Here is a 19,987-nt window from a genome sequence, read left to right as displayed (position 1 = left end):
GGCCGTACGCTCTCTCGGGGGCGAGGGCGGCACGGTGGGTTACCGCGGCAGCAGCTCGATCTCGATGGCGAGCGCGCCGAGCACTTCCTTCTCCGCCGGGTAGATCTCGCGGATGTTGGCGAGCTGCTGCTCGCGGGAGGAGGCCGGGTTGACGTTCGCAGGTCCCTCCCCGTCGAGCAGTTCCTCGAACGTCTTGTACTCCGTGACCCGCTTCACCAGGACGTCACAGGTCTCGTCCGTGCCTTTGATGCGGAAGCGGATGACGTCTCCGGCGGCCAGGTCTTCGAGGTGGGGATACTTCACCCGAACCTCGATCGTTTTCTGACCAGCGGCGACAAGGTCGAAGTACCGGCGGTAGAGGTTCAGTTCGTGGACGCGCGCGGCGGCAGTTTCCGTCATCGGGCGGGAACGCTCCTAGCAGTTGCGGTGGGCATGAGCCGGCCGAGTTCACCGGCCGAATACGAGCGGAAGAAGTGGCGGGGGTCGGCGAGTAACACGTCCGTCAGACCGAGCAAGCGGTCGACGTACTCACCCAACGTGCCGGGCCACTCCCGGGTGTCGAGCATCCACGGGGCCGCATCGGTCGGCAAGGGCGCGCGCCCCTCGCGGATCAAGGACTTGGACAGCTTCGCGCCTGTGTCCGTGACCACCTGGGGGCAGAACAGCCGGGCAGGCAACTGCCCTCGGGTGAGCCCGACCGCCTGTAGGGCACCGTCAACGAGGATGCATCCAGGCATCCAGTCGCTGCCCTTGACCATGACGTACAGCGTGCCGACTGCCCCGCTGATCACGAGTTCCTTGATCAGGTTCCGGTAGAGCGTGGCCAGGTCGAGGTAGCCGCCGTCCGTCGGTTCGATGACCACCTCGTACTCGCCATGGTGGAGGCACACAGCCGAGACCGTTGCCCGCTCGAAGCCGTCAGCACGCACACGGGTCCGCTCGGCGTACTTCTCGGCCCACCCGCAGCCGGGACGCGGGCAGGGGACGCGGACATGCGGCACACCGGATGACGGGGACAGGTACCAGCGGGCAGCGTCCATGCGGGGCAGCATCCGCAGCCAGGTCCGCCGGAAATGCGAGGCCGCTTGCTGCTGGCTGTACGTCTCGACTGAGAACGGCACCCCCAGCCGCTCGGAGAGCGCGGTGAACAGCGGTCGGTAGAGCTTGTCGACCTGCTCGGCGATGCCGGCCGCGCCGAGGGCGTGGGCGTAGGCCCGCTGGTAGCGGTGACCGCTCTCCTTGTCGGTGACGATGGCGTACGGGGCGTTGTCCAGTGCGCCGAACTGCACCGCGGCCGGGACGCCGAACCGGTCCCGGACGCGGGCCGCCGTGGCGAAGGTGAGTGACTGGACCAGGGACGTTCCGATGTGTGGGGCTCCGTTGATCTGCGTTCCCACCACGAACACGATCCGCTCGGGTTCCGCATTGACGATGTGCGGCCTGAGCAGGTCTTCTGCACTCGTGAGCGCGTTGGCGAGCACGGTGTTCGGCGATACGGGATAGGTGGTCACCGCGTCTTCCCCTCGGTAGTTGGGCAGGACAGCGCCGCAGAGCGGCGGGTGTGCTTGAGCGGTCGAGTGGTGGACCCGCCCCCGCGCTGGGGGGACCAGGAAAAGCGCGGGGGCGGGAGTCATCGGAAGGTGCGCCGCCCCCGTGGTCTTCGGTGGCGGCCCGTCCCCGCCGGGGAGTGGGGTGGGCACCGGGCGGGGACGGGAGCTTGTGGGGGCGCTGGTCGGCGGGTGGACAGCGGATACACGCGGAGGGAGTACCGGGCGTCGGAGTCCGTCACCGTGAACATGAACGGCCGACCCGTGGCCAGGGAGCGCAACGCGTGCTCGTACGCGCGGTCATCGTCTGCCCACGCACGCAGGACTGCGTCAGGGCGAGGAACGTCCGGGCCAGCGGTCGTGAGGGGTGCGTCTCGGAGGTACGAGGCGTCAGGGGCCGGGGACAGCAGCCGGGCGAGGCGGTGGGCTTCCGCGCGGAGCCAGCGGGCGGCGAGGCGCGGGGAGCGGCCACAGTAGGTGGCGAGCAGGATCTCGCGGGAGCCTTTGAGGTCGTGGGCCGTCGCCTCACAGCGGAAGGCTATGGGCGACCGCATCGGGGCACGTGCAGAGGCCGGCGGGGCGAGCGTCAGCACGGCCGGGGTCACCGTGCGTGCTCTAGCGCCGCCGATGCCCTCGCGGCGATGAGCTGTGTGAACTGGATGGAGTACAGCTCAACCTGTGCCGGGGTGAGCACCAGCACCGTCTCGCAGGTGCCGCCGTCTTCGTAGTGGACGGTTACGGGCAGCGCGGCCTGCTGGGCGCGGTGGTCGTAGATGGCGTCTCGCCGCACCGGAGTGACGTGCGTGACCGGGACCGGCACGGGGCGCAGTGTGGTCCCGTCCGACTTGGCACGCCAGTCTTCTCCCCCACCCGGCGGGCGCAGGTGGTACGACGCCGAGGTGTCGCTCGGCAAGGCGACGCATACGCCGATCTTTCCGCCCTTGGCGAGGTCGAGCGACAAGTCGCCGAGGCGGGGGTGAAACGGGGCGCCAGCGCATAACTCGGCGCCGTGGGCGGGAAGTTGCTTCGCGTTTCGTTCGGCCATGCCCCGAAGCTAGGAATTTCTCCGGGGTCCAAAATGAACAGCAGGAATACGACCCTCACCCGTCGAGGTGGAAGCGGTCTGACATGCGCCGCAGCTTCTCCCGGGTGCTTGCCCGCTCGGCGTACACGATGCTGCGAAGGGTTGACCGTGCGATGGGGTGGTTGCGTACGAGCTGGGGGGCGATGCGCTCCGCCTTCTCCAGTTCCTTCAGCGCCTTGTCACGGTTCCCGTCCCACAGCCAGGCCCGCGCCAGGTCCATGTGGTGGTGTCCCTGCCGGGAGTTGGGAAGCGACTCGATCAGTTCCTTACTCGTGCGCCGGTTTATCGACAGCGCCTCGCGTTGCTCATGCATCTCCAGGGCGACGCTGATTGCGTGAATCTGCACGTTGCCGGGCGAGAAGGTGAGGCTGTGGCGGTCGTAGACCGGAGGACCGACGGTCTCCACCATCCGCTTGGCGGCAGCCCGCGCGTGCTTGATCCGGTCCTTCGCTTCGGACTTGCGACCACCCCGTGCAGCCGAGACAGCCGCGCGTAGTTGCAGAGATCCCCAAGCCCGTACGGCCAGGGGCTCACCACAGTCGTATTCCTGCTGCACGCTTCGGAGCGCTCGGTCAGACAGGGCAATGGCGTCATCCCAGTCCGCGGTGGCCCACATGTCCCACATGCGCATCCAGTCGGCGACGGCAGGCATGACCGGGTCGCCAGACAGCCGCGCGGACCAAGCAGCCCGTTCACATGCCATGGCGACCAGCTCAGGGTGGCCCAGGGCGTGGGCGGACGTGTGAGCGAACTTGCAGCACACGGCATAGATCGCGTACGCCTCTTCCCGCTCGTGGCCTGTGGTGACTTCGGCCAGGGCACGAGTCTCGCGAAACAGGTCGGGAAGTACTTCCATGATGGCTGTGTTGGCCGCAGCATCGCGCAGGCGGTGCAGACGAGTGGTTTCCTGCCACAGCTGACGAGCAGGCCGGGGTGTCCCGTCGAAGACGGGAGCGAGGTCGTAGCGGCGCAGCTCGCGCATGATCGCTGCGGCAGAGACCTGCCACTGATTCTCAGTCGGAGTGCTGTTGTACGGCCGCCCGATCAAGTCGTTCGGGTGTACGTGCAGCTCCGAGGCGATCAGGTTGAGCAGGCCGACACGATCCAGTTCGATGAGTCCGCGTTCCATCTTGGACACCCAGCCCTGCGTCTTGCCCAGAGCGGCAGCGAGATCAGCCTGAGTCTTGCCCAGGCGGAGCCGGGCGCGGCGTACGCGGTTGCCGATCTCTTCGGCTTCTTCCAGCATCAGCGCGCCCCCCTGTAGGCGAGGCGCCGGCGGTCCAGCAGGCGGCTAGGCATCGTGCTCCATCCGTCGGGGCTTCTCCCCTGACGGTACCGAGGCCGTACGCCGCGTGTGGAGTCCACGGGGCGGGAAGCATCCGCCAACCCCTGGCGGCGGTGGCCCGGTTGTGCTGCGGATAGTTGTCCTACGCGTATGCCTCCGCCCGTTGTCAGTGCCGTGTGCTGAACTTCGCAAGTAGCAGAGTGCCGTGACTGCCCGAAGGGTGACACCACCACGATCGCGCCTGGGGGATGCGAGTTGGACCGTCTCAAGAAATGCAAGAATGCCGACGGGCATCAGGTTTATGCCTTGAACTTTTGTCGGTCTTGTTATGAGAAAGATCGAAGGGGGAAAACCGTCAAGGAGTGCACAGTTGAAGGCTGTGATGGGAACCAGCATGGGCACGGTTTATGTAGCAAGCACTATCAGCGCTGGAGGAACGCAAATCGCGGTAAGACCTGTTCTCTGGAATTCTGTGACGCCATGTTGTGGGCTGCTGATTTGTGCAGAGGGCACTACAGGCAGAGGCGGAGAGGTGCGGAATATGCTCCCTTAAAGGATCAAAAGGGTAGAACCAGGCCGTGCAAGCATGACGGGTGTATTAAAACCCCTATCGCGCGTGGTTACTGCAACGGACACTACCTTCAACTGAAGAAGGGTGGGGTGACAGGCGATCTTCGACGTCGACGCGATACGAAGTATCTGGCTGACCTTCAGGAGCGTGGTTGTTACGAGTGTCTGAACTGTATGAAGGTTCTCCCTCTGGGCGACTTCCCCAGGACTGCGAAAGGTAGCCTCTCGTCATACTGTAAGGACTGTCGCAGTTTCATTCATAGAATGCGTATATTCGGGCTGACGAAAGAGGCTTACTCGGAGATCTTTGAGCTCCAGTTGAGGTGCTGTGCGATATGTCAGACTCCGGATCCGGGCCCGAAGGACTGGCACATAGATCACGATCATCAATGCTGTCCCCGGCCGAGAAGCTGTGGCGCGTGCGTTCGGGGACTGCTCTGTGCTTCCTGTAATAGCTCTGGGCTGGGTTGGTATGAGTCGCTGCCGGAAAAGCTGAAAACGTATGATGTGCTGAATGAGTACCTGCGCAACCCGCCAGCATACCGAGTGGTTAGGAAGCCCGGTTATAGGGGGCGCATTGATCTTTGAGAGAAACGACGGCATACAGGCGCCTTGGTCACGCGGAGGGGTGGCGGCATGGCGGACAGGAGCCCAGTGGACCCTGTGTGGACCAAGCCCACACGGGTCTCTCCGATCCCGGTGGTCTGGAGCCGCTCCGCCCCAGGTGGGCCGGGGTCAAGGCGGGTTGCCCGAGCGGTGCCTAAGGGAACGGTCTTGAAAACCGTCGTGGCAGCGATGTCACCGTGGGTTCAAATCCCACCGCCTCCGCTCCTGAACCGCGAACACGGCCCCTGACCTGGGTAGTTGGTCAGGGGCCGTGCGCGTGCCGGGGCTGCGTGGGTGTCCGTCGTTTCCCTGGGCCCCCGCCCGCTACGGCCGGTGCCCGGTCATCCTCGCCGCCGAGGCGATGGTCGCGCGGGCCTCGTGTTCGGGCAGGCCGGTGTGGCGGGCGGCCTCGGTGAGAGGGATGGCGAGGGCGGGGCCGATGCCGTTCTCGTAGGCGCGGCAGGCGGCCCAGAACAGCCGGGTGTTGCGCTGGCCCTCGTGCGCGGTGAGGACGAAGTGGACGAGGCCGTGGCCGGTGTGCGCGGGCGCCGGGTGCCGGGCGCGGCGCGGGGGCGGGAGCAGCAGTCGCAGCAGGGCCGGCGGGCAGGCGGCCGGGGGCAGGTGGGTGGTGCCGGGGACGGTGGAGTAGACGCCGTGGTCGGTGCGGGAGCCGGGGCCGACCAGGTAGCCGCCGGCGCCGCGGATGTCGATGCCGGGCGCGAGCCGGCCCGCCGAGTTCGGCACGACGACGTCCGGGGGCCCGGTCAGCCACAGGTGCCGGCCGCCGCTCGGGGTGAGCACCACGACGGTCCGCGGGACGGTGAACCGGTGCCGCAGGCCCAGCTCACGCAGGGCGGCCGGGGTGTCCGTGCCGGACTTGGTGTCCAGGTCGACGCCGATCAGGTGGTACGGGGGCAGCCCGCAGGCGATGCCGTAGCCGGTGGCCCAGGGCGCGGCGGCGAACATCGCGCGGACGCGCGCCGGGTCGCTGGAGGCGTCGTACACCCCGTGGCCGAGGCGGCCGCAGGTGCCGTGGCAGACCGGGCCGCGGTCGCCGTGGTGCGGGGAGCGCAGGGCCGGGAGCTTCGTCCGGGACAGCGGGAGGACGGCCAGGCCGTGTTCGGCGGCGGACAACGCGTGGGCGAGGGCCAGGGTCGTGGCCTGCCGGTCGGTGGTGGCCATACCTCATGGTCGTACGTACGTTCGAAAAAAGGAAGTGGGCGAGCGGCCGTTCCCGAACTCGGCCCGGGGAGGCGTGTCCGTATGGAACGAACGGCGTCGCGGAGGTCGTCCGCAGGGGTTTCTCAGGGTCGACCCGCAGACGGGGCGGACCCCCGCTCCACCCAGAGGAGGTGGAGCCATCCCCACCCCTACAACCTGAGGCGGACCCCGCTTCGGCACTTGCGGCCGATCCGCCGGTGCGGGGAGCGCTCATAGCGTGGAGCCATGACCACACCCGTCTGCACCAGCGCCTCGGCGGCGGCCCCGGCGTACCCGACGTTCTCGTCGTACGTGCGTGCCCGCCGGCCCGTTCTGCTGCGCGCCGCGCGCTCGCTGACCGCGAACCCCAGCGATGCCGAGGACCTGCTGCAGACCGCGCTCGCCAAGACCTACGCGGCCTGGGAGCGGATCGAGAACCAGCGGGCGCTGGACGGCTATGTGCGCCGCGCGCTGCTGAACACGCGGACCTCGCAGTGGCGCAAGCGCCGGGTGGACGAGTTCTGCTGCGACGAGCTGCCCGAGCCGGAGCCGGTGCCCGGCGACGACCCGGCCGAACGGCAGGCGCTGCACGACGCGATGTGGCGGGCGATCATGAAGCTGCCGGCGCGGCAGCGGGCCATGGTCGTCCTCAGGTACTACGAGGACCTCAGCGAGGTGCAGACCGCCGAGGTGCTCGGGGTCTCGGTCGGCACGGTGAAGTCGGCGGTCTCCCGGGCGCTCGGCAAGCTCCGGGAGGACCCGGAGCTGGACCCCGTGAGATGACCGTCGCGGCCACCGGGTGCCCCGGGCCGCATTTTCCCGCCCCCTAGTGACATACCAAGCGGTATGTGCGCAGAATCAGCGCACCCCCCTACCACCGCGTAGGCATCGTCGCCGGGAGGACTCCGTGCTGAGCACCATGCAGGACGTACCGCTGCTGATCTCCAGGATCCTGACCCACGGGTCGACGGTCCACGGTTCGTCGCAGGTGATCACTTGGACCGGTGAGCCCGAGCCGCAGCGGCGCTCCTTCGCCGAGATCGGCGTCCGCTCGGCCCGGCTGGCCCACGGCCTGCGCGGCACCCTCGGGGTGCGCGACGACGACCGGGTCGCCACGCTGATGTGGAACAACGCCGACCATGTCGAGGCCTACTTCGCGGTGCCCTCCATGGGCGCGGTGCTGCACACCCTCAACCTGCGGCTGCCGGCCGAGCAACTGGTGTGGATCGTCAACCACGCAGCCGACCGCGTGATCATCCTCAGCGGCTCCCTGATCCCGGTGATCGCCCCGCTGCTGCCCCGGCTGAAGACGGTCGAGCACCTCGTGGTCTCCGGCCCCGGCGACCGCGCCCCGCTGGCCGGCGCCACCGCCCGGGTGCACGAGTACGAGGACCTGCTCGCGGGCCGCCCGGCCGGCTACGACTGGCCCGAGCTGGACGAACGCCAGGCCGCCACCATGTGCTACACCTCCGGCACCACCGGCGATCCCAAGGGCGTGGTCTACAGCCACCGTTCGATCTATCTGCACTCCATGCAGGTCAACATGGCCCAGTCGATGGGCCTGACCGACCGGGACACCTCGCTCGTGGTCGTCCCCCAGTTCCACGTCAACGCCTGGGGAGTGCCGCACGCCACCTTCATGACCGGCGTCAACATGCTGATGCCGGACCGCTTCCTGCAGCCCGCGCCGCTCGCCGAGATGATCGAACGGGAGCGGCCGACCCACGCGGCGGCCGTGCCCACCATCTGGCAGGGCCTGCTCAAGGAACTGCACACCCGGCCGCGTGACGTGGCCTCCCTCACCCAGGTCGTCATCGGCGGCTCGGCCTGCCCGCCCGCGCTGATGCGGGCCTTCGACGAGCTGGGCATGCGCGTCGTGCACGCCTGGGGCATGACGGAGACCTCCCCGGTGGGCACCATGGCCCGTCCGCCGGCCCACGCCGTCGGCGCCGACGAGGAGTTCGGCTACCGCGTCACCCAGGGCCGGTTCCCGGCGGGCGTCCAGGCCCGCCTCACCGGCCCCGGCGGCGAACGCCTGCCCTGGGACGGCAAGTCGGCCGGCGAGCTGGAGGTGCGCGGCCCCTGGATCGCGCGCGCCTACTACAACGGCCCCGGCGCGGAACCCCTGTGCCCCGCCGACAAGTTCAGCGCGGACGGCTGGCTGAAGACCGGGGACGTCGGCGTCATCTCCCCGGACGGCTTCCTCACCCTCACCGACCGCGCCAAGGACGTCATCAAGTCCGGCGGCGAGTGGATCTCCTCGGTCGAGCTGGAGAACGCGCTGATGTCCCACCCGGAGGTCGCGGAGGCCGCCGTGGTGGCCGTGCCCGACGACAGGTGGGGGGAACGCCCGCTGGCCGCCGTCGTCCTCAAGGACGGCGCGAACCCCGGCTTCGAGACCCTGCGCGCCTTCCTCGCGGAGGAGGCCCACATCGCCCGCTGGCAGCTCCCCGAGCGCTGGACGACCGTGGAGTCGGTGCCGAAGACGAGCGTCGGGAAGTTCGACAAGAAGGCGCTGCGCAAGCGGTACGCGGACGGGGACCTGGACGTCACCCGGCTGTGAGACGAAGGGGGCCGGGCGGCGGGCCCGGCCCCCTTCGCCGTCGGAGTGCTAGTTCGTGCCGATCCGGGACAGCAGATCCACGATCCGGGACTGCACCTCGGTGCTGGTGGACCGCTCCGCGAGGAACAGCACCGTCTCGCCCGAGGTCAGCCGCGGCAGCTCGGCCTGGTCGACGGCGGCCGTGTAGACGACCAGCGGGGTGCGGTTGAGCTGCCCGTTCGCGCGCAGCCAGTCCACGATCCCGGCCCGCCGCCGGTGCACCTGCATCAGGTCCATCACCACGAGGTTCGGCCGGAACCGGCCCGCCAGCGCCACCGCGTCGGTGTCGTTCGCGGCCCGCGCCACCTGCATCCCGCGCCGCTCCAGCGTCGCGGTCAGCGCCAGCGCGATCTCCTCGTGCTCCTCGATCAGCAGCACCCGCGGCGGATGCTGCTCGCTGTCCCGCGGCGCCAGCGCCTTCAGCAGCACGGCGGGATCGGCGCCGTACGCCGCCTCCCGCGTCGCCTGCCCGAGCCCGGCCGTGACCAGCACCGGCACCTCGGCGGCCACGGCGGCCTGGCGCAGCGACTGGAGGGCGGTACGGGTGATCGGACCGGTCAGCGGGTCCACGAACAGCGCCGCCGGGAAGGCCGCGATCTGCGCGTCGACCTCCTCGCGCGAGTGCACGATCACTGGCCGGTAGCCGCGGTCGCTCAGCGCCTGCTGGGTGGTCACGTCCGGCGCGGGCCACACCAGCAGCCGGCGCGGGTTGTCCAGCGGCTCCGGCGGCAGCTCGTCGTCCATCGGCTGCGGGCGCGGGGTGTCCGCCACCTCGACGGCCCCGCCGGGACCGTCCAGCGGCTCGGGCCCCTCGGCCGCGTTCGCGTCCGGCGCGCCGATCGCGTACGACCGTCCGGCCCCCTCGGTGCCCGGCGCGAGCCGTGACTGCCCGGGCAGGCCCGGCGGCTGCGCGGGCGCCGGCTCGGCCGCCTGTTCCTGCCGGGCGGCCGGGTCGGGGGGCGTGCCCAGCTTGCGCCGGCGGCCGGAGCCGTTCGGCGTGTGCGGGGGCGGCGTCGGCGTCCCCTGCCGGGTGAACGGCACGCCCTGACCGAGGGTCCGCACGCTGAAGGCGCGGCCCTGGGTGGAGTCGGGGTCGTACGCCGGGACGCTCCCGGTCGCCGTGGCACCCGCGTTCTCGGCGGGCAGCGGCTGCGCGGCACGGTGCTCCGCGGGCAGCGGCGTGCCGGCCGCGGGGGTCGGCTGCGGCGCGGGGGCGCCGGGCGCCGCCGGGGGCACCGGAGTACCGGCCGCCGGGGTCGCGGCGGGACCGGACCGCGGTGCGGGGGCGCCGGGCGCGGGCGGGGCGGTGGGCGCCGGCCGCGGTACGGCGACGCCCGCGCCGGAGGTGTCGTCGGTACCGGGCCACCCCGGGGCGGCGGCCGGTGCGGGGGCGGCGGTCACCGGGCCCTGGGCGGAGGCGGGCCCCTGGGGGGCGCCGGCCTCGGCGGGCAGGGGCAGCGGCTGGGCGCCGGGGGCGGCCGGAGTGCCGTGAGCCGGCGTGGCGGCCGCCGGGGGCTGCTGGGCCGGGGCGGGCTGCCCGGGGGGCACGGGCCGCGCGGCACCCGGCTGACCCGGGACCGGCGGCACGGCGGCGTGGGGCGCGCCCGACGCGGCCTGCGGCCCGGGAACACCGGGCGCGGCGACCGTACCGGGAGCGGCGGGAGGGGTGACCGTACCCGGGGCGGCCGGGGCGGCCGGGGCGGCCGGGGCGGCCGGGGCGGCCGGGGCGGCCGGGGCCGCCGGGGCCGCCGGGGTGAGCGGCGCGGCGCTCGCGGTCCCGGGCTGTGCCGCGACCGCCTTCGCCGGGGCCGGCACGGCGACCGCGGGTCCGGCCTGGAGCGGGACGCCCCGCCCCTCGGTGTCCTGCGCCTGCGGCTGCGCGGGCGGTGCGACGGCCCGGCGGCGCCGCCCGGTGGGGGCGCTGGTGGGATGCGGCTGCGGCGGGGTGTGGTCGGCGGCCTGGCTCAGCGGCACGGCGTCGTGCCGTCCCTCCTCGGCGGGCATGGTCAGCGGCGGCTGCGCGGGCACCCGCACCTGGCCGGGCAGGCCCGGGGCCGGTGCGGCCGGGACCGCCGCCTCCGGGGCGCGGTCGGCCGTGGCGGGCGGCAGCGCGAAGACGGTACGGGCGGCCGACTCCTGCGCGGCGGCACGCTCGGCCGCCGCGGCCAGGGCGCGCCGGCGCCGTCCGGTGGGCCGGCCCTCCTCGTCGGTGTCCTCGCCGTCCCCGGCCGGCAGCGCGGCGGGCAGGGCGGCCTGCGCGGCCGCCTCCGAGCCGTGCCGGGCGCGTCGTCCGGCGGGCGCGGGCACGCCCTGCGGCGGTACGGCGCCGCCGAGCCCGGTGCCGGAGGCGGCGGTCCCCGCGGCATGCTCGGCCGCGGTCACCACGGCGCCCTCGCTCACCCCGTCGCCACCGGCGCGGACGGGCAGTTCGGCGGGCCGTCCACGGCGCCGCCCGGTCCCGCCGGAGGTCGCCTGGGGGTCCTCGACCGGAACCGGGCCGGTCTCGTCGGCGGGCGCGCCCGCACGCCTGCGCCGCCGCCCGGTCGGCACGGGCGCCTCGGTCCCGTCACCGCCCGCGTCCGGCAGGTCGCCGCCGTCCAGGAAGGAGTCGGTGGACCCGCGCCGGGCCCGGCGCCGGCCACCGGCGGCACCGTCCTCGTGCTCCTCCGCGGGCCCGGCGGGCGCGGGCTCGGGCGCCGGTGCGGCGACGGCCCCGGCGCCCGCCCCGAGCGGCACCTCCAGGACGTACGCGCTGCCGCTCATGCCCGGCACCTCGTGCGTCTGGAGCACACCGCCGTGGGCGCGCACGATCCCGCGCACGATCGGCTCGTGCACCGGGTCGCCGCCCGCGTACGGTCCGCGCACCTCGATCCGGGCCACCGCACCGCGCTGGGCGGCGGCGACGACCACGGTGTTGTCCAGGTAACCGCCCGTGGAGACGGGCGCGTTGCCGGTCGCGTCGACGCCCGCGACGTCCGCGACCAGGTGCGCCAGCGCGGTGGCGAGCCGCCGCGGGTCGACCTCGGCCTCGATGGGCGGGGCGTGCACGGCGAACTGCACCCGGCCGGGGCCGATCAGTTCCACCGCGCCGTCGACACCGGCGGCGACGACGGCGTCCAGCATCACCTTCGTACGGGTGATGTCCTCGCTGCCCGCGTCGATCCGCTGGTAGCCGAGGACGTTGTCGATGAGGGTGGTGATCCGCGAGTACCCGGCGGACAGGTGGTGCAGCACCTGGTTGGCCTCGGGCCACAGCTGTCCGGCGTCGTCGGAGGCGAGGGCGGCCAGTTCGCGCCGCAGCTCGTCCAGGGGCCCGCGCAGCGACCGCCCGAGCAGGGTGAGCAGCTGCTCGTGCCGGCCCGCCAGCGCCTCGTACCGGTCCTTCTCCCGCTCGCCGAGCGCGGCGTAGCGCTCCTCGCCCGCCGCCAGCTCCTCCGCGTGCTTCTCGCGCAGCCCGGCCAGCTCGGCTTCGTACTTCTCGCGCAGCTCCTCCACCTCGGTGGCGTGCTGCTGGCGCAGGGCGGTGAGGTCGGAGGCGTGCTCCTCGGAGAGCTTCTCCAGCTCCTCGGCGTGCGCCTGCTCCAGCGCCTCCTTCTCCTCCACCAGGGCGTCGAAGGGCCGCCGGTCGGCGAAGGTCATCACGGCGCCGACGAGCTGATCCCCGTCGCGCACCGGCGCGGTGGTCAGGTCGACCGGCACCTTCTTGTCGCCCTTGGACCACAGCACCTGCCCGCGCACCCGGTGCTTGCGCCCGGAGCGCAGGGTGTCGGCGAGCGGCGACTCGGCGTACGGGAAGGGGGAGCCGTCGGCCCGCGAGTGCAGGACGAGGTTGTGCAGCTCCTTGCCGCCCAGCTCGCCCGCCCGGTAGCCGAGGATCTGCGCGGCGGCCGGGTTGACGAGCACGATCCGCCCGTCGGTGTCCGTGCCGACGACGCCCTCGGAGGCGGCGCGCAGGATCATCTCGGTCTGCCGCTGCGAGCGGGCCAGCTCCGCCTCGGTGTCGACGGTCCCGGACAGGTCCCGGACGACGATCATCAGCAGCTCGTCGCCCGTGTAGCCGTAACCGTCGTACGCCTGCTGCCCGTTCTCCAGGTTCGCGCTGGTGACCTCGACGGGGAACTCGGTCCCGTCGGTGCGCCGGGCGACCATCCGGGCCGGCTTGGTCCGGCCCCGCGGGTCCCGCTGACCGGGTCGCCGCATGGAGCCGGGGATCAGCCGGGAGTCGAACTGGGGCAGCAGATCGAGCAGACCGCGCCCCACGAGCGCGGTCCCCGGCGTTTCGAAGGCCTCCAACGCGATGGTGTTGGCGTTGACGACGGTTCCGTTGGCGTTGACCAGGACCAACGCGTCCGGCAGAGCGTCGAGTATGGCTGCGAGGCGAGCAGCGCCTCGGGATGGCCTGCTGCTCACGAGACGCTTCCTCCCTGTTACCGCACCTTGCCGACCGCTCGGGCCATCTTGCCAACCGGCCCGCGGCGTGTCACGCGAGGGAGTCTATGCGCACGTGTTGTGCCGGGGGCGCCGGATGAGAGGGAGGTCCCACGGGGAAGTGACACCGATGCGGTGACGACCGGACCTTTGGCCCAGGCTCAGGTGATCTTCGGCAGCAGCGGCACCAGCCGGTCCCAGCGGGCGATCTCGCACCCGTTCCCGCGCCCGAAGGAGGCGTCGACGGGCCGCCCGGCCCACCGCCCGACGACCCGCGCGGTGGCGGGCCCGCCGGAGATCATGCTGCACACGCTCCCGGGGGGCACCGGCGCGAACACGTCCCGCCCCCACTGGGTCTGCGCGTCAAGCCCCCGACAGGCACCCTCCACGTCCGGGTGATGCCCGCCGCCGGGATGACAGAACAGTTCGTACGTCCCGTCCCGCCCGGCCCCGGCGTGCCGGACGACGACGGTGAGGTGATCACCGACCGGCACGGTGCCGGCCGCCGCGACGGGCACGGCGGCCAGCGCCACGGCGGACAGGGACGCGGAGACGGACACGGCCACGGAGGCGGCCACGGACACGGACGCGGTGAAGGGGACGGCGACGGCGGCGGCGAGCCCCGCCCGGATCCTCCGCCACCCCCCGCCCGGCACTCCCGAGGAAACAGAACCCATGCCTTCCTCAACGCCCGACCGCCGCAGACGTTGCGCGCCACCCCGGCACAAGAAGCCCTTTGCCCTGCGGCCCGCCTGCCTAGTACCGTGGGGGTCGATTGGTGACGGGGCCCTCGGCTGTGTCATCATCTGCACGCACCACTCGCGCGCTCGCGTGAGCGGTTGTGCTGGAGGCGTCGCCTAGTCCGGTCTATGGCGCCGCACTGCTAATGCGGTTTGGGCCTTAAAGCCCATCGAGGGTTCAAATCCCTCCGCCTCCGCCCCAACCGAAGCCCCGGTCCCTGTGGACCGGGGCTTCGTCGTTCCCGCCGTTCACTCCCCCCACCTCCCCCTCCTGGGCGTTTCCGCAGGTCAGAGGGGGTGAGCCAATCGGATTTCACATGACGGCGGCAGTCATGTAATGTTCTTCCTGTCGCCGGGACGGGCCGAAAGGAACCGAAACGGAGACAAGAACAAAAGAACAAGCACTCGTAGCTTAACGGATAGAGCATCTGACTACGGATCAGAAGGTTGCAGGTTCGAATCCTGCCGAGTGCACACAGAACAGAGGCCCCGGAGAGATCCGGGGCCTCTGGCGTTGGTCGCTTTCGCGCTCAGGCCTCCGACGGGTGGATGTCGTCCAGGCTGCCGACGATCGTCACGGGGGTCGCGCGTGCGGTGGGCACCTGGATGAGGATCGGGACGTAGACCACGTCGCCGTGCCGGTACTCGGCCTTCCATGATTGCCGGTAACACACGGTCGCGCCGGGACTGCGGTGTGTCGCGTAACACCGGACTGCCGACTCCGTGGGTCCGGGCCGCGGCTCCTGTGCCGGGGAGAACGCCGTGCAACAGAGGGCGGCGGTCAGGAGATTGACGCTCAGTAAGGCTGCTTTCCGCATTGGTCCGACCCTTTCCGCGGCCGGGTGGTCGGCTCATGACGGAACCGGGCCACCTGTCCGTCGGTCGTACGATCCCGCCGGCCACGGCGCCATCGAGCGCCGCCTCCGAACGGGCAGCAGGCCGGCAGCGGCGCCAGCACGTCGACGACTCCGCGCGCCGCGGCGGACAGCCCGGCCGGGCGGCCGGCGACGGCCTCGCGCGCGAGTGCCGGTCGTCCAGGACCGGCCGCGGCCGCCCGCAGGCGACCGGTGAGGTCCTGGGGCGCGGCCCCTCGCTCCAGCAGGTCCATCACCATTCATTTTCTCTTCGCGACCGGAGCCGCGCAAAAGATCCGAGCCGATCAGGACGGCATGTGCCGAGGTGGAAGCGGTAGCGCCGGGCGTGCTCAGGCGATCACCCGTGCCGATCCGGGGGCGCGTGCCAGTACCGAGAGCTGGAGGCATCCCGCGAGGAGGCAGACGGCCGAGACGCCCGCCAGCAGTGCCGGGGTGTGGCGGGCGGGGACGAAGAAGCCCGTCGTGAAGCTGAGGAAGAGGGACGCGTTCAGAATCCAGTTGAAGGCGGCCCAGGCGTGCGGCTGGGCCTCGGCGGGTATGCCCGACCAGATGACGCGGGTGAGGAGGAGGTTGAAGACGCCGTTGCCGATGCCGCCCAGGGCGAAGGTGACGGCGGCGGTCCAGAAGGGCAGGCCGAGGCTCGGGAGACCGAGCGCCAGGGCCACCAGGACGTTGGCGAGGGGGAGGAGGAGCCGGACGCCCGTGAGGCGCTTGGGCGTCGCCGCCGCCGTGACCATGGAAGCCACGGCCCAGCAGGCCAGCACCACGCCGAGCCCGTTCGCGTCGTACCCGGGCGTCCGGGCCAGCATGAAGGGGCCCGACACGCCCTCCAGACTGGTGGTGAGCAGCATGGCGCTCACGCAGACCAGGCCGAGGGCGCCGAACGCGCCGGGGGACAGCAGACGGCGGAAGCCCGCGGTGGCGCTGCGGTGGGCCGGCGCGCCGTCCTCCGGAATCCTCGGGGACCACGCCACGGCCAGGACGAGCAGGAAGGTCAGGGCGTCCAGCGCGAAGGCCGGGCCCGGCCCGGAGAAGCCCACCACGACGCCGGCCAGAACCATGCCCAGGGCGCCCGCGCCCGCCTTCGACACCGCCCACCACTTGGCCAGTTCGGCCTGCCGCCCGTCGCTCAGCGCATGCAGGAGCGAACGCGAGAACGGCATGGTCAGGGCCTCGCAGGACGCGGCGACGAGGACACCTGCCAGGACGACCGTCCGGTCGCCGCCCGCCGCGGCCGCGACGGCGAACGCCGCCACCTGCCCGATCAGCCCGGCCCGCCACGCGGTCCGGGAACGGAGCCAGCCCCGGGAGCTGACCAGCGGGGTCAGCACCAGGACCGGAACCGTCTGGGCGGCCAGCACGGCGGCGAGGAACGTCGTCGACCCCGTCCGCACCGCGATGAGCGCGTACGCCACCTGGACCAGCTTGTCGCCGAACTCCGAGGCGGACAGGGCGAGAAGAAGTCTGACGAGCCCGGCTGGACAGGCGCCGGAACGGGCTGACAACGCTGCCGCCTCCCACCCTCGGAGAAATGACAGGGGAGGCTATCCCGCGCCCGGCCGGCGGCGCTCGGAATTTCCGGCCCCGGTTCAGCACTCCCGTGCGTGGGGTCCGTCTCCCGGGGGCGCTGTCAGACCCACCCCCTACCCTCAGGAGTGATGGCGAACATGTGGCGGTGTTCCGGGCTCCGCTGGTCCGAAGAGGGACCCGTGCTCGGCTGGGAAGGCGGGCGGAGCAGCCGCCTGACCTGGGGGAAGCGCGTCGCCTTCGGCGTGCCGGAAGGGGGCTTGCGGACCTGCGTCGGGGCGCGGGGCCATGCCTGCCCGGTGCGGGCACCCGTGTCCCCGCGCGCCACCGGCGCCCGCTGTGAGGAGTGCGCGCGTCTGGACCGGGCGCACTCCGTGGCCGCCGACACGATCGCCGACGACCCCCGTCCGTACCGCGTCTACCTCGCCTGGTTCGGGCCCGGCATGGTCAAGGTCGGGATCACCGCCGTGGAGCGGGGGCCGGCGCGGCTGCTGGAGCAGGGGGCCGTCTGTTTCAGCTGGCTCGGGACCGGCCCGCTGATGGCCGCCCGGCGCACCGAGGAACTGCTGCGCGCCGCGCTGCGGGTGCCGGACCGGATCCCGTACGCCGACAAGCGCGCGGTGCGGGCGGTGCTGCCGGGAGCGGCGGAAGACCGGGCCGCCGAGGTGCGGGAACTGCACGGGCGGGCCGTCGCGCTGGCGCGGTGGCCACAGTCGCTGCGGCCCGAGCCCTGCGCGGTCGTCGACCACGTACGGGTCTTCGGGCTCGACCGGGGGCCGGGCGCCCGCGGGGAGGTGGAGCGGCTCCTGCCGGGCGCGACCGTCAGCGGCGAGCTGGTCGCCGCCGCCGGGCCCGATCTCCATCTGGAGGTCCGGCCGGGACGGGTCGTCGTGCTCGACATCCGGCTGGTCAGGGGGTGGGGGCTCGTGCCGGCCGCGCCCGGCGGTGCCGTACGGGACGTTCCCGTACGGGAGTTCGTCCGGCAGCAGGACGGGCTCTTCTGAGGGGCTTCCCAGGGGTTGGCTGAGCGGTGGCTGTGCGTTTCTCAGGAAAAACCAAGACTCGTGAAACGCTCTTCTCAGAGGGCCCCGACAGGGTGGCCGCCATGACCACGACCTCGCCCCAGGGGCGCACCGAACTGCTGAGGCCGGACGGTAGCCCGGTCCGCGTGCTGGTGGTGGACGACGAGACGTCGATCACCGAACTGCTGAGCATGGCCCTGCGCTACGAGGGATGGCAGATCAGAAGCGCGGGCGACGGACAGGGCGCCCTGCAGACGGCCCGCGAGTTCCGGCCCGACGCCGTCGTCCTCGACATGATGCTGCCGGACATGGACGGGCTGGCCGTCCTCGGCCGGCTGCGCCGCGAACTGCCGGACGTACCGGTGCTGTTCCTGACCGCCAAGGACGCGGTGGAGGACCGGATCGCCGGGCTCACCGCCGGCGGTGACGACTACGTGACCAAGCCGTTCAGCCTGGAAGAGGTCGTCGCCCGGCTGCGCGGGCTGATCCGCAGGGCCGGGGCGGCCGACCGGCGGTCCGAGTCCGTGCTCGTCGTGGGCGACCTCACACTGGACGAGGACAGCCACGAGGTGACCCGGGGCGGCACCTCCATCCACCTGACCGCCACCGAGTTCGAGCTGCTGCGCTTTCTGATGCGCAACCCGCGCCGCGTGCTCAGCAAGGCGCAGATCCTGGACCGCGTCTGGTCGTACGACTTCGGCGGCCAGGCCAACGTGGTCGAGCTGTACATCTCGTACCTGCGCCGGAAGATCGACGCCGGACGCGAGCCCATGATCCACACCCGGCGCGGCGCCGGATACCTGATCAAGCCCGCCGTGTGATGAGCGGGCCTCCCCGGCCCCGGCCGAAACCGCGGTCGAGCCGGGTACGACGGTCCACCCCGCGGCCGCCCCGCGCGCCCCGCACCCTGCGCACCCGCCTCGTCGTCGTCTCCGTCCTGCTGATCGCCGTGGTCTGCGCGGTGATCGGGACCGTGACCACCCTGGCCCTGCGCTCGCACCTGTACGCCCAGCTCGACGGCCGGCTGGACGAGGTCGGCAAGCGGGCCTCCGGCGCCTTCGCCCCGCCGGGGCAGGGCAAGGGGCCCGGCATGCCGGACGGCGCCCACCCACCGCCGGGCATCGAGCTGGGCCAGTTCGTCGCCCTGGGCCCGCAGCCGCAGTACACGGTCGTGGCCGTGGTGGAAGACGGCACCGCCACCGAGGGCAAGGTGGGCCGCAAGGCGAAGTCGGCGCCGTACACCAGCGCCCAGGACCTCGACGCGGACCAGCTCGCCGCCCTCGGTACCGTGCCCGCGGACGACCACGCGCACACCCTCGGCCTGCCCGGCCTCGGCAGCTACCGCGCCCAGTACGTCACCGGCCCCAACGGCTCCTTCTACGTGGGCATCCCGACCGAGGACACCGACGGCATCGTCAACACCCTGATCGTCGTCGAGGTCTGTGTCACCGCCGCCGGGCTGCTCGCCGCCTGCCTCGCCGGAACCGTCATCGTCGGCGTGGCCACCCGCCCGCTGCGCAGGGTCGCCGCCACCGCCACCCGGGTCTCCGAACTGACGCTGCACACCGGCGAGGTGAACCTCAGCGAGCGCGTCCCGGACGCCGAGTGCGATCCGCACACCGAGGTCGGACAGGTCGGCGCCGCGCTGAACCGGATGCTCGACCACGTTCACGGCGCCCTGCAGGCCCGCCAGCAGAGCGAGACGCGGGTACGGCGGTTCGTCGCCGACGCCAGCCATGAACTGCGCACCCCCCTCGCCTCCATCCGCGGTTACGCCGAACTGACCCGGCGCGGCCACGAACAGGTCGGACCCGACACCCGGCACGCCCTCGGGCGGATCGAGTCCGAGGCCGGGCGGATGACCCTGCTGGTGGAGGACCTGCTGCTGCTCGCCCGCCTGGACGCCGGCCGGCCGTTGGAGTTCGGGCGCACCGATCTGGTCCCGCTCGTCGTGGACACCGTCAGCGACGCCCGCGCGGCCGGCCGGGACCACGACTGGCGGCTCGCCCTGCCCGACGAACCCACACCGGTGCGCGCGGACCCCGCCCGGCTCCAGCAGGTCCTGGTCAACCTGCTGGCCAACGCCCAGCGCCACACCCCGCCCGGTACGACCGTCACCGCGCGGGTGCGCCGGCAGGGGGCGTGGGTGTGCGTGGACGTCGAGGACGACGGGCCGGGCATCCCGGACGCGCTGCTGCCGCACGTCTTCGAGCGGTTCGCCCGCGGGGACTCGGCGCGGTCCCGGGCCACCGGCTCGACCGGGCTCGGACTCGCCATCGTCCAGGCCGTCGCGGCGGCGCACGACGGCGCGGTGAGCGTCGAGAGCGTGCCCGGCAGGACCGTGTTCACCGTGCGCCTGCCCGCGCTCGGCACCACGTCCGTCCCCGGCCCGGCCGGCGCCGCCGACTCCAACACCCCGCCGCGTCACGGCGGTTCGCACTCACAGCCCGACCACAGCGCCGCCACATCGGTGCGACAGGGCGCCTGACGAGAGTCGGTTC

The 19,987-nt window shown here is 72.3% G+C and carries 15 protein-coding genes and 3 tRNA genes; 9 read left to right on the top strand and 9 right to left on the bottom strand.

Annotated elements, in window-relative coordinates:
- Positions 1-39: 39 nt before the first annotated feature.
- From HZZ00_RS36275 to HZZ00_RS36260, 4 genes are all read right to left on the bottom strand, one after another.
- On the bottom strand, positions 40-399 hold the full coding sequence (locus tag HZZ00_RS36275; protein WP_180330239.1) for an ASCH domain-containing protein: 360 nt from the start codon (positions 397-399) through the stop codon (positions 40-42).
- On the bottom strand, positions 396-1,511 hold the full coding sequence (locus tag HZZ00_RS36270) for a hypothetical protein (RefSeq protein ID WP_180330238.1): 1,116 nt from the start codon (positions 1,509-1,511) through the stop codon (positions 396-398). Before HZZ00_RS36270 ends, HZZ00_RS36275 begins: the two co-directional genes overlap by 4 nt.
- 637 nt (positions 1,512-2,148) lie before the next feature.
- On the bottom strand, positions 2,149-2,592 hold the full coding sequence (locus HZZ00_RS36265; RefSeq protein ID WP_180330237.1) for a hypothetical protein: 444 nt from the start codon (positions 2,590-2,592) through the stop codon (positions 2,149-2,151).
- A gap of 55 nt (positions 2,593-2,647) precedes the next feature.
- Complete coding sequence (locus HZZ00_RS36260; protein ID WP_180330236.1) at positions 2,648-3,877, bottom strand: helix-turn-helix domain-containing protein; 1,230 nt, start codon at positions 3,875-3,877, stop codon at positions 2,648-2,650.
- A 519-nt stretch (positions 3,878-4,396) separates the two neighbouring features.
- On the opposite strand from HZZ00_RS36260, the gene HZZ00_RS39315 reads away from it, so the two are divergent.
- Positions 4,397-5,074, top strand: coding sequence for an endonuclease domain-containing protein (locus HZZ00_RS39315; RefSeq protein ID WP_374028504.1), 678 nt, complete (start codon positions 4,397-4,399; stop codon positions 5,072-5,074).
- Between the two features lie 152 nt (positions 5,075-5,226).
- Positions 5,227-5,316: transfer RNA gene (locus HZZ00_RS36250), tRNA-Ser, on the top strand.
- Positions 5,317-5,416: 100 nt separating this feature from the next.
- Here the strand turns inward: HZZ00_RS36250 and HZZ00_RS36245 are convergent.
- A complete protein-coding gene (locus tag HZZ00_RS36245) occupies positions 5,417-6,274 on the bottom strand; it encodes a bifunctional DNA primase/polymerase (protein WP_180330234.1) in 858 nt (285 codons plus the stop codon).
- Positions 6,275-6,538: 264 nt separating this feature from the next.
- Here HZZ00_RS36245 and HZZ00_RS36240 point away from each other — a divergent pair, with 264 nt between their 5' ends.
- Together HZZ00_RS36240 and HZZ00_RS36235 are read left to right on the top strand one after the other, a co-directional pair.
- The gene (locus HZZ00_RS36240; protein WP_180330233.1) at positions 6,539-7,075 is read left to right on the top strand and encodes a SigE family RNA polymerase sigma factor; all 537 of its coding nucleotides are present in this window, start codon (positions 6,539-6,541) and stop codon (positions 7,073-7,075) included.
- Between the two features lie 124 nt (positions 7,076-7,199).
- On the top strand, positions 7,200-8,855 hold the full coding sequence (locus tag HZZ00_RS36235; protein WP_180330232.1) for a long-chain fatty acid--CoA ligase: 1,656 nt from the start codon (positions 7,200-7,202) through the stop codon (positions 8,853-8,855).
- 48 nt (positions 8,856-8,903) lie between these two features.
- On the opposite strand, the gene HZZ00_RS36230 is transcribed toward HZZ00_RS36235, so the two are convergent.
- Both HZZ00_RS36230 and HZZ00_RS36225 read right to left on the bottom strand, forming a co-directional pair.
- Positions 8,904-13,304, bottom strand: a complete 4,401-nt coding sequence (locus HZZ00_RS36230) for a PAS domain-containing protein (protein WP_180330231.1) — start codon at positions 13,302-13,304, stop codon at positions 8,904-8,906.
- Positions 13,305-13,483: 179 nt separating this feature from the next.
- A complete protein-coding gene (locus HZZ00_RS36225; RefSeq protein WP_180330230.1) occupies positions 13,484-13,999 on the bottom strand; it encodes an SSI family serine proteinase inhibitor in 516 nt (171 codons plus the stop codon).
- 169 nt (positions 14,000-14,168) lie between these two features.
- Between HZZ00_RS36225 and HZZ00_RS36220 the strand changes: the two genes are divergently transcribed.
- Together HZZ00_RS36220 and HZZ00_RS36215 are read left to right on the top strand one after the other, a co-directional pair.
- Positions 14,169-14,259: transfer RNA gene (locus HZZ00_RS36220), tRNA-Ser, on the top strand.
- Between the two features lie 204 nt (positions 14,260-14,463).
- Positions 14,464-14,536 (top strand) — tRNA-Arg (locus tag HZZ00_RS36215).
- 56 nt (positions 14,537-14,592) lie between these two features.
- Here HZZ00_RS36215 and HZZ00_RS36210 read toward each other — a convergent pair.
- Together HZZ00_RS36210 and HZZ00_RS36205 are read right to left on the bottom strand one after the other, a co-directional pair.
- Positions 14,593-14,736 carry a hypothetical protein gene (locus HZZ00_RS36210; protein WP_180330229.1) on the bottom strand — a complete coding sequence of 48 codons (144 nt, stop codon included), beginning with the start codon at positions 14,734-14,736 and terminating at the stop codon, positions 14,593-14,595.
- A 530-nt stretch (positions 14,737-15,266) separates the two neighbouring features.
- Positions 15,267-16,442, bottom strand: a complete 1,176-nt coding sequence (locus tag HZZ00_RS36205; protein WP_180330228.1) for a hypothetical protein — start codon at positions 16,440-16,442, stop codon at positions 15,267-15,269.
- A 153-nt stretch (positions 16,443-16,595) separates the two neighbouring features.
- On the opposite strand from HZZ00_RS36205, the gene HZZ00_RS36200 reads away from it, so the two are divergent.
- The 3 genes from HZZ00_RS36200 (at position 16,596) to HZZ00_RS36190 (ending at position 19,974) form a co-directional block, all read left to right on the top strand.
- The gene (locus tag HZZ00_RS36200) at positions 16,596-17,468 is read left to right on the top strand and encodes a DUF2797 domain-containing protein (protein WP_180330227.1); all 873 of its coding nucleotides are present in this window, start codon (positions 16,596-16,598) and stop codon (positions 17,466-17,468) included.
- Between the two features lie 101 nt (positions 17,469-17,569).
- Positions 17,570-18,307 carry a response regulator transcription factor gene (locus HZZ00_RS36195; protein WP_180330226.1) on the top strand — a complete coding sequence of 246 codons (738 nt, stop codon included), beginning with the start codon at positions 17,570-17,572 and terminating at the stop codon, positions 18,305-18,307.
- Positions 18,307-19,974 carry a HAMP domain-containing sensor histidine kinase gene (locus HZZ00_RS36190; protein ID WP_180330225.1) on the top strand — a complete coding sequence of 556 codons (1,668 nt, stop codon included), beginning with the start codon at positions 18,307-18,309 and terminating at the stop codon, positions 19,972-19,974. Before HZZ00_RS36195 ends, HZZ00_RS36190 begins: the two co-directional genes overlap by 1 nt.
- The last annotated feature ends 13 nt before the right edge of the window (positions 19,975-19,987 follow it).

It is taken from the genome of Streptomyces sp. NEAU-sy36, assembly GCF_013423905.1.
Lineage (GTDB): Bacteria > Actinomycetota > Actinomycetes > Streptomycetales > Streptomycetaceae > Streptomyces > Streptomyces misionensis.
This window is presented reverse-complemented; position numbering and strand designations above follow the sequence as displayed.

Excerpts from the sequence above, each read along its gene's own strand:
- HZZ00_RS36275 (WP_180330239.1), bottom strand. The coding sequence starts at position 399 with ATGACGGAAACTGCCGCCGCGCGCGTCCACGAACTGAACCTCTACCGC.
- HZZ00_RS36265 (WP_180330237.1), bottom strand. The coding sequence starts at position 2,592 with ATGGCCGAACGAAACGCGAAGCAACTTCCCGCCCACGGCGCCGAGTTA.
- HZZ00_RS36260 (WP_180330236.1), bottom strand. The coding sequence starts at position 3,877 with ATGCTGGAAGAAGCCGAAGAGATCGGCAACCGCGTACGCCGCGCCCGG.
- HZZ00_RS39315 (WP_374028504.1), top strand. The coding sequence starts at position 4,397 with ATGTTGTGGGCTGCTGATTTGTGCAGAGGGCACTACAGGCAGAGGCGG.
- HZZ00_RS36245 (WP_180330234.1), bottom strand. The coding sequence starts at position 6,274 with ATGGCCACCACCGACCGGCAGGCCACGACCCTGGCCCTCGCCCACGCG.
- HZZ00_RS36240 (WP_180330233.1), top strand. The coding sequence starts at position 6,539 with ATGACCACACCCGTCTGCACCAGCGCCTCGGCGGCGGCCCCGGCGTAC.
- HZZ00_RS36225 (WP_180330230.1), bottom strand. The coding sequence starts at position 13,999 with ATGGGTTCTGTTTCCTCGGGAGTGCCGGGCGGGGGGTGGCGGAGGATC.
- HZZ00_RS36200 (WP_180330227.1), top strand. The coding sequence starts at position 16,596 with ATGGCGAACATGTGGCGGTGTTCCGGGCTCCGCTGGTCCGAAGAGGGA.
- HZZ00_RS36195 (WP_180330226.1), top strand. The coding sequence starts at position 17,570 with ATGACCACGACCTCGCCCCAGGGGCGCACCGAACTGCTGAGGCCGGAC.
- HZZ00_RS36190 (WP_180330225.1), top strand. The coding sequence starts at position 18,307 with ATGAGCGGGCCTCCCCGGCCCCGGCCGAAACCGCGGTCGAGCCGGGTA.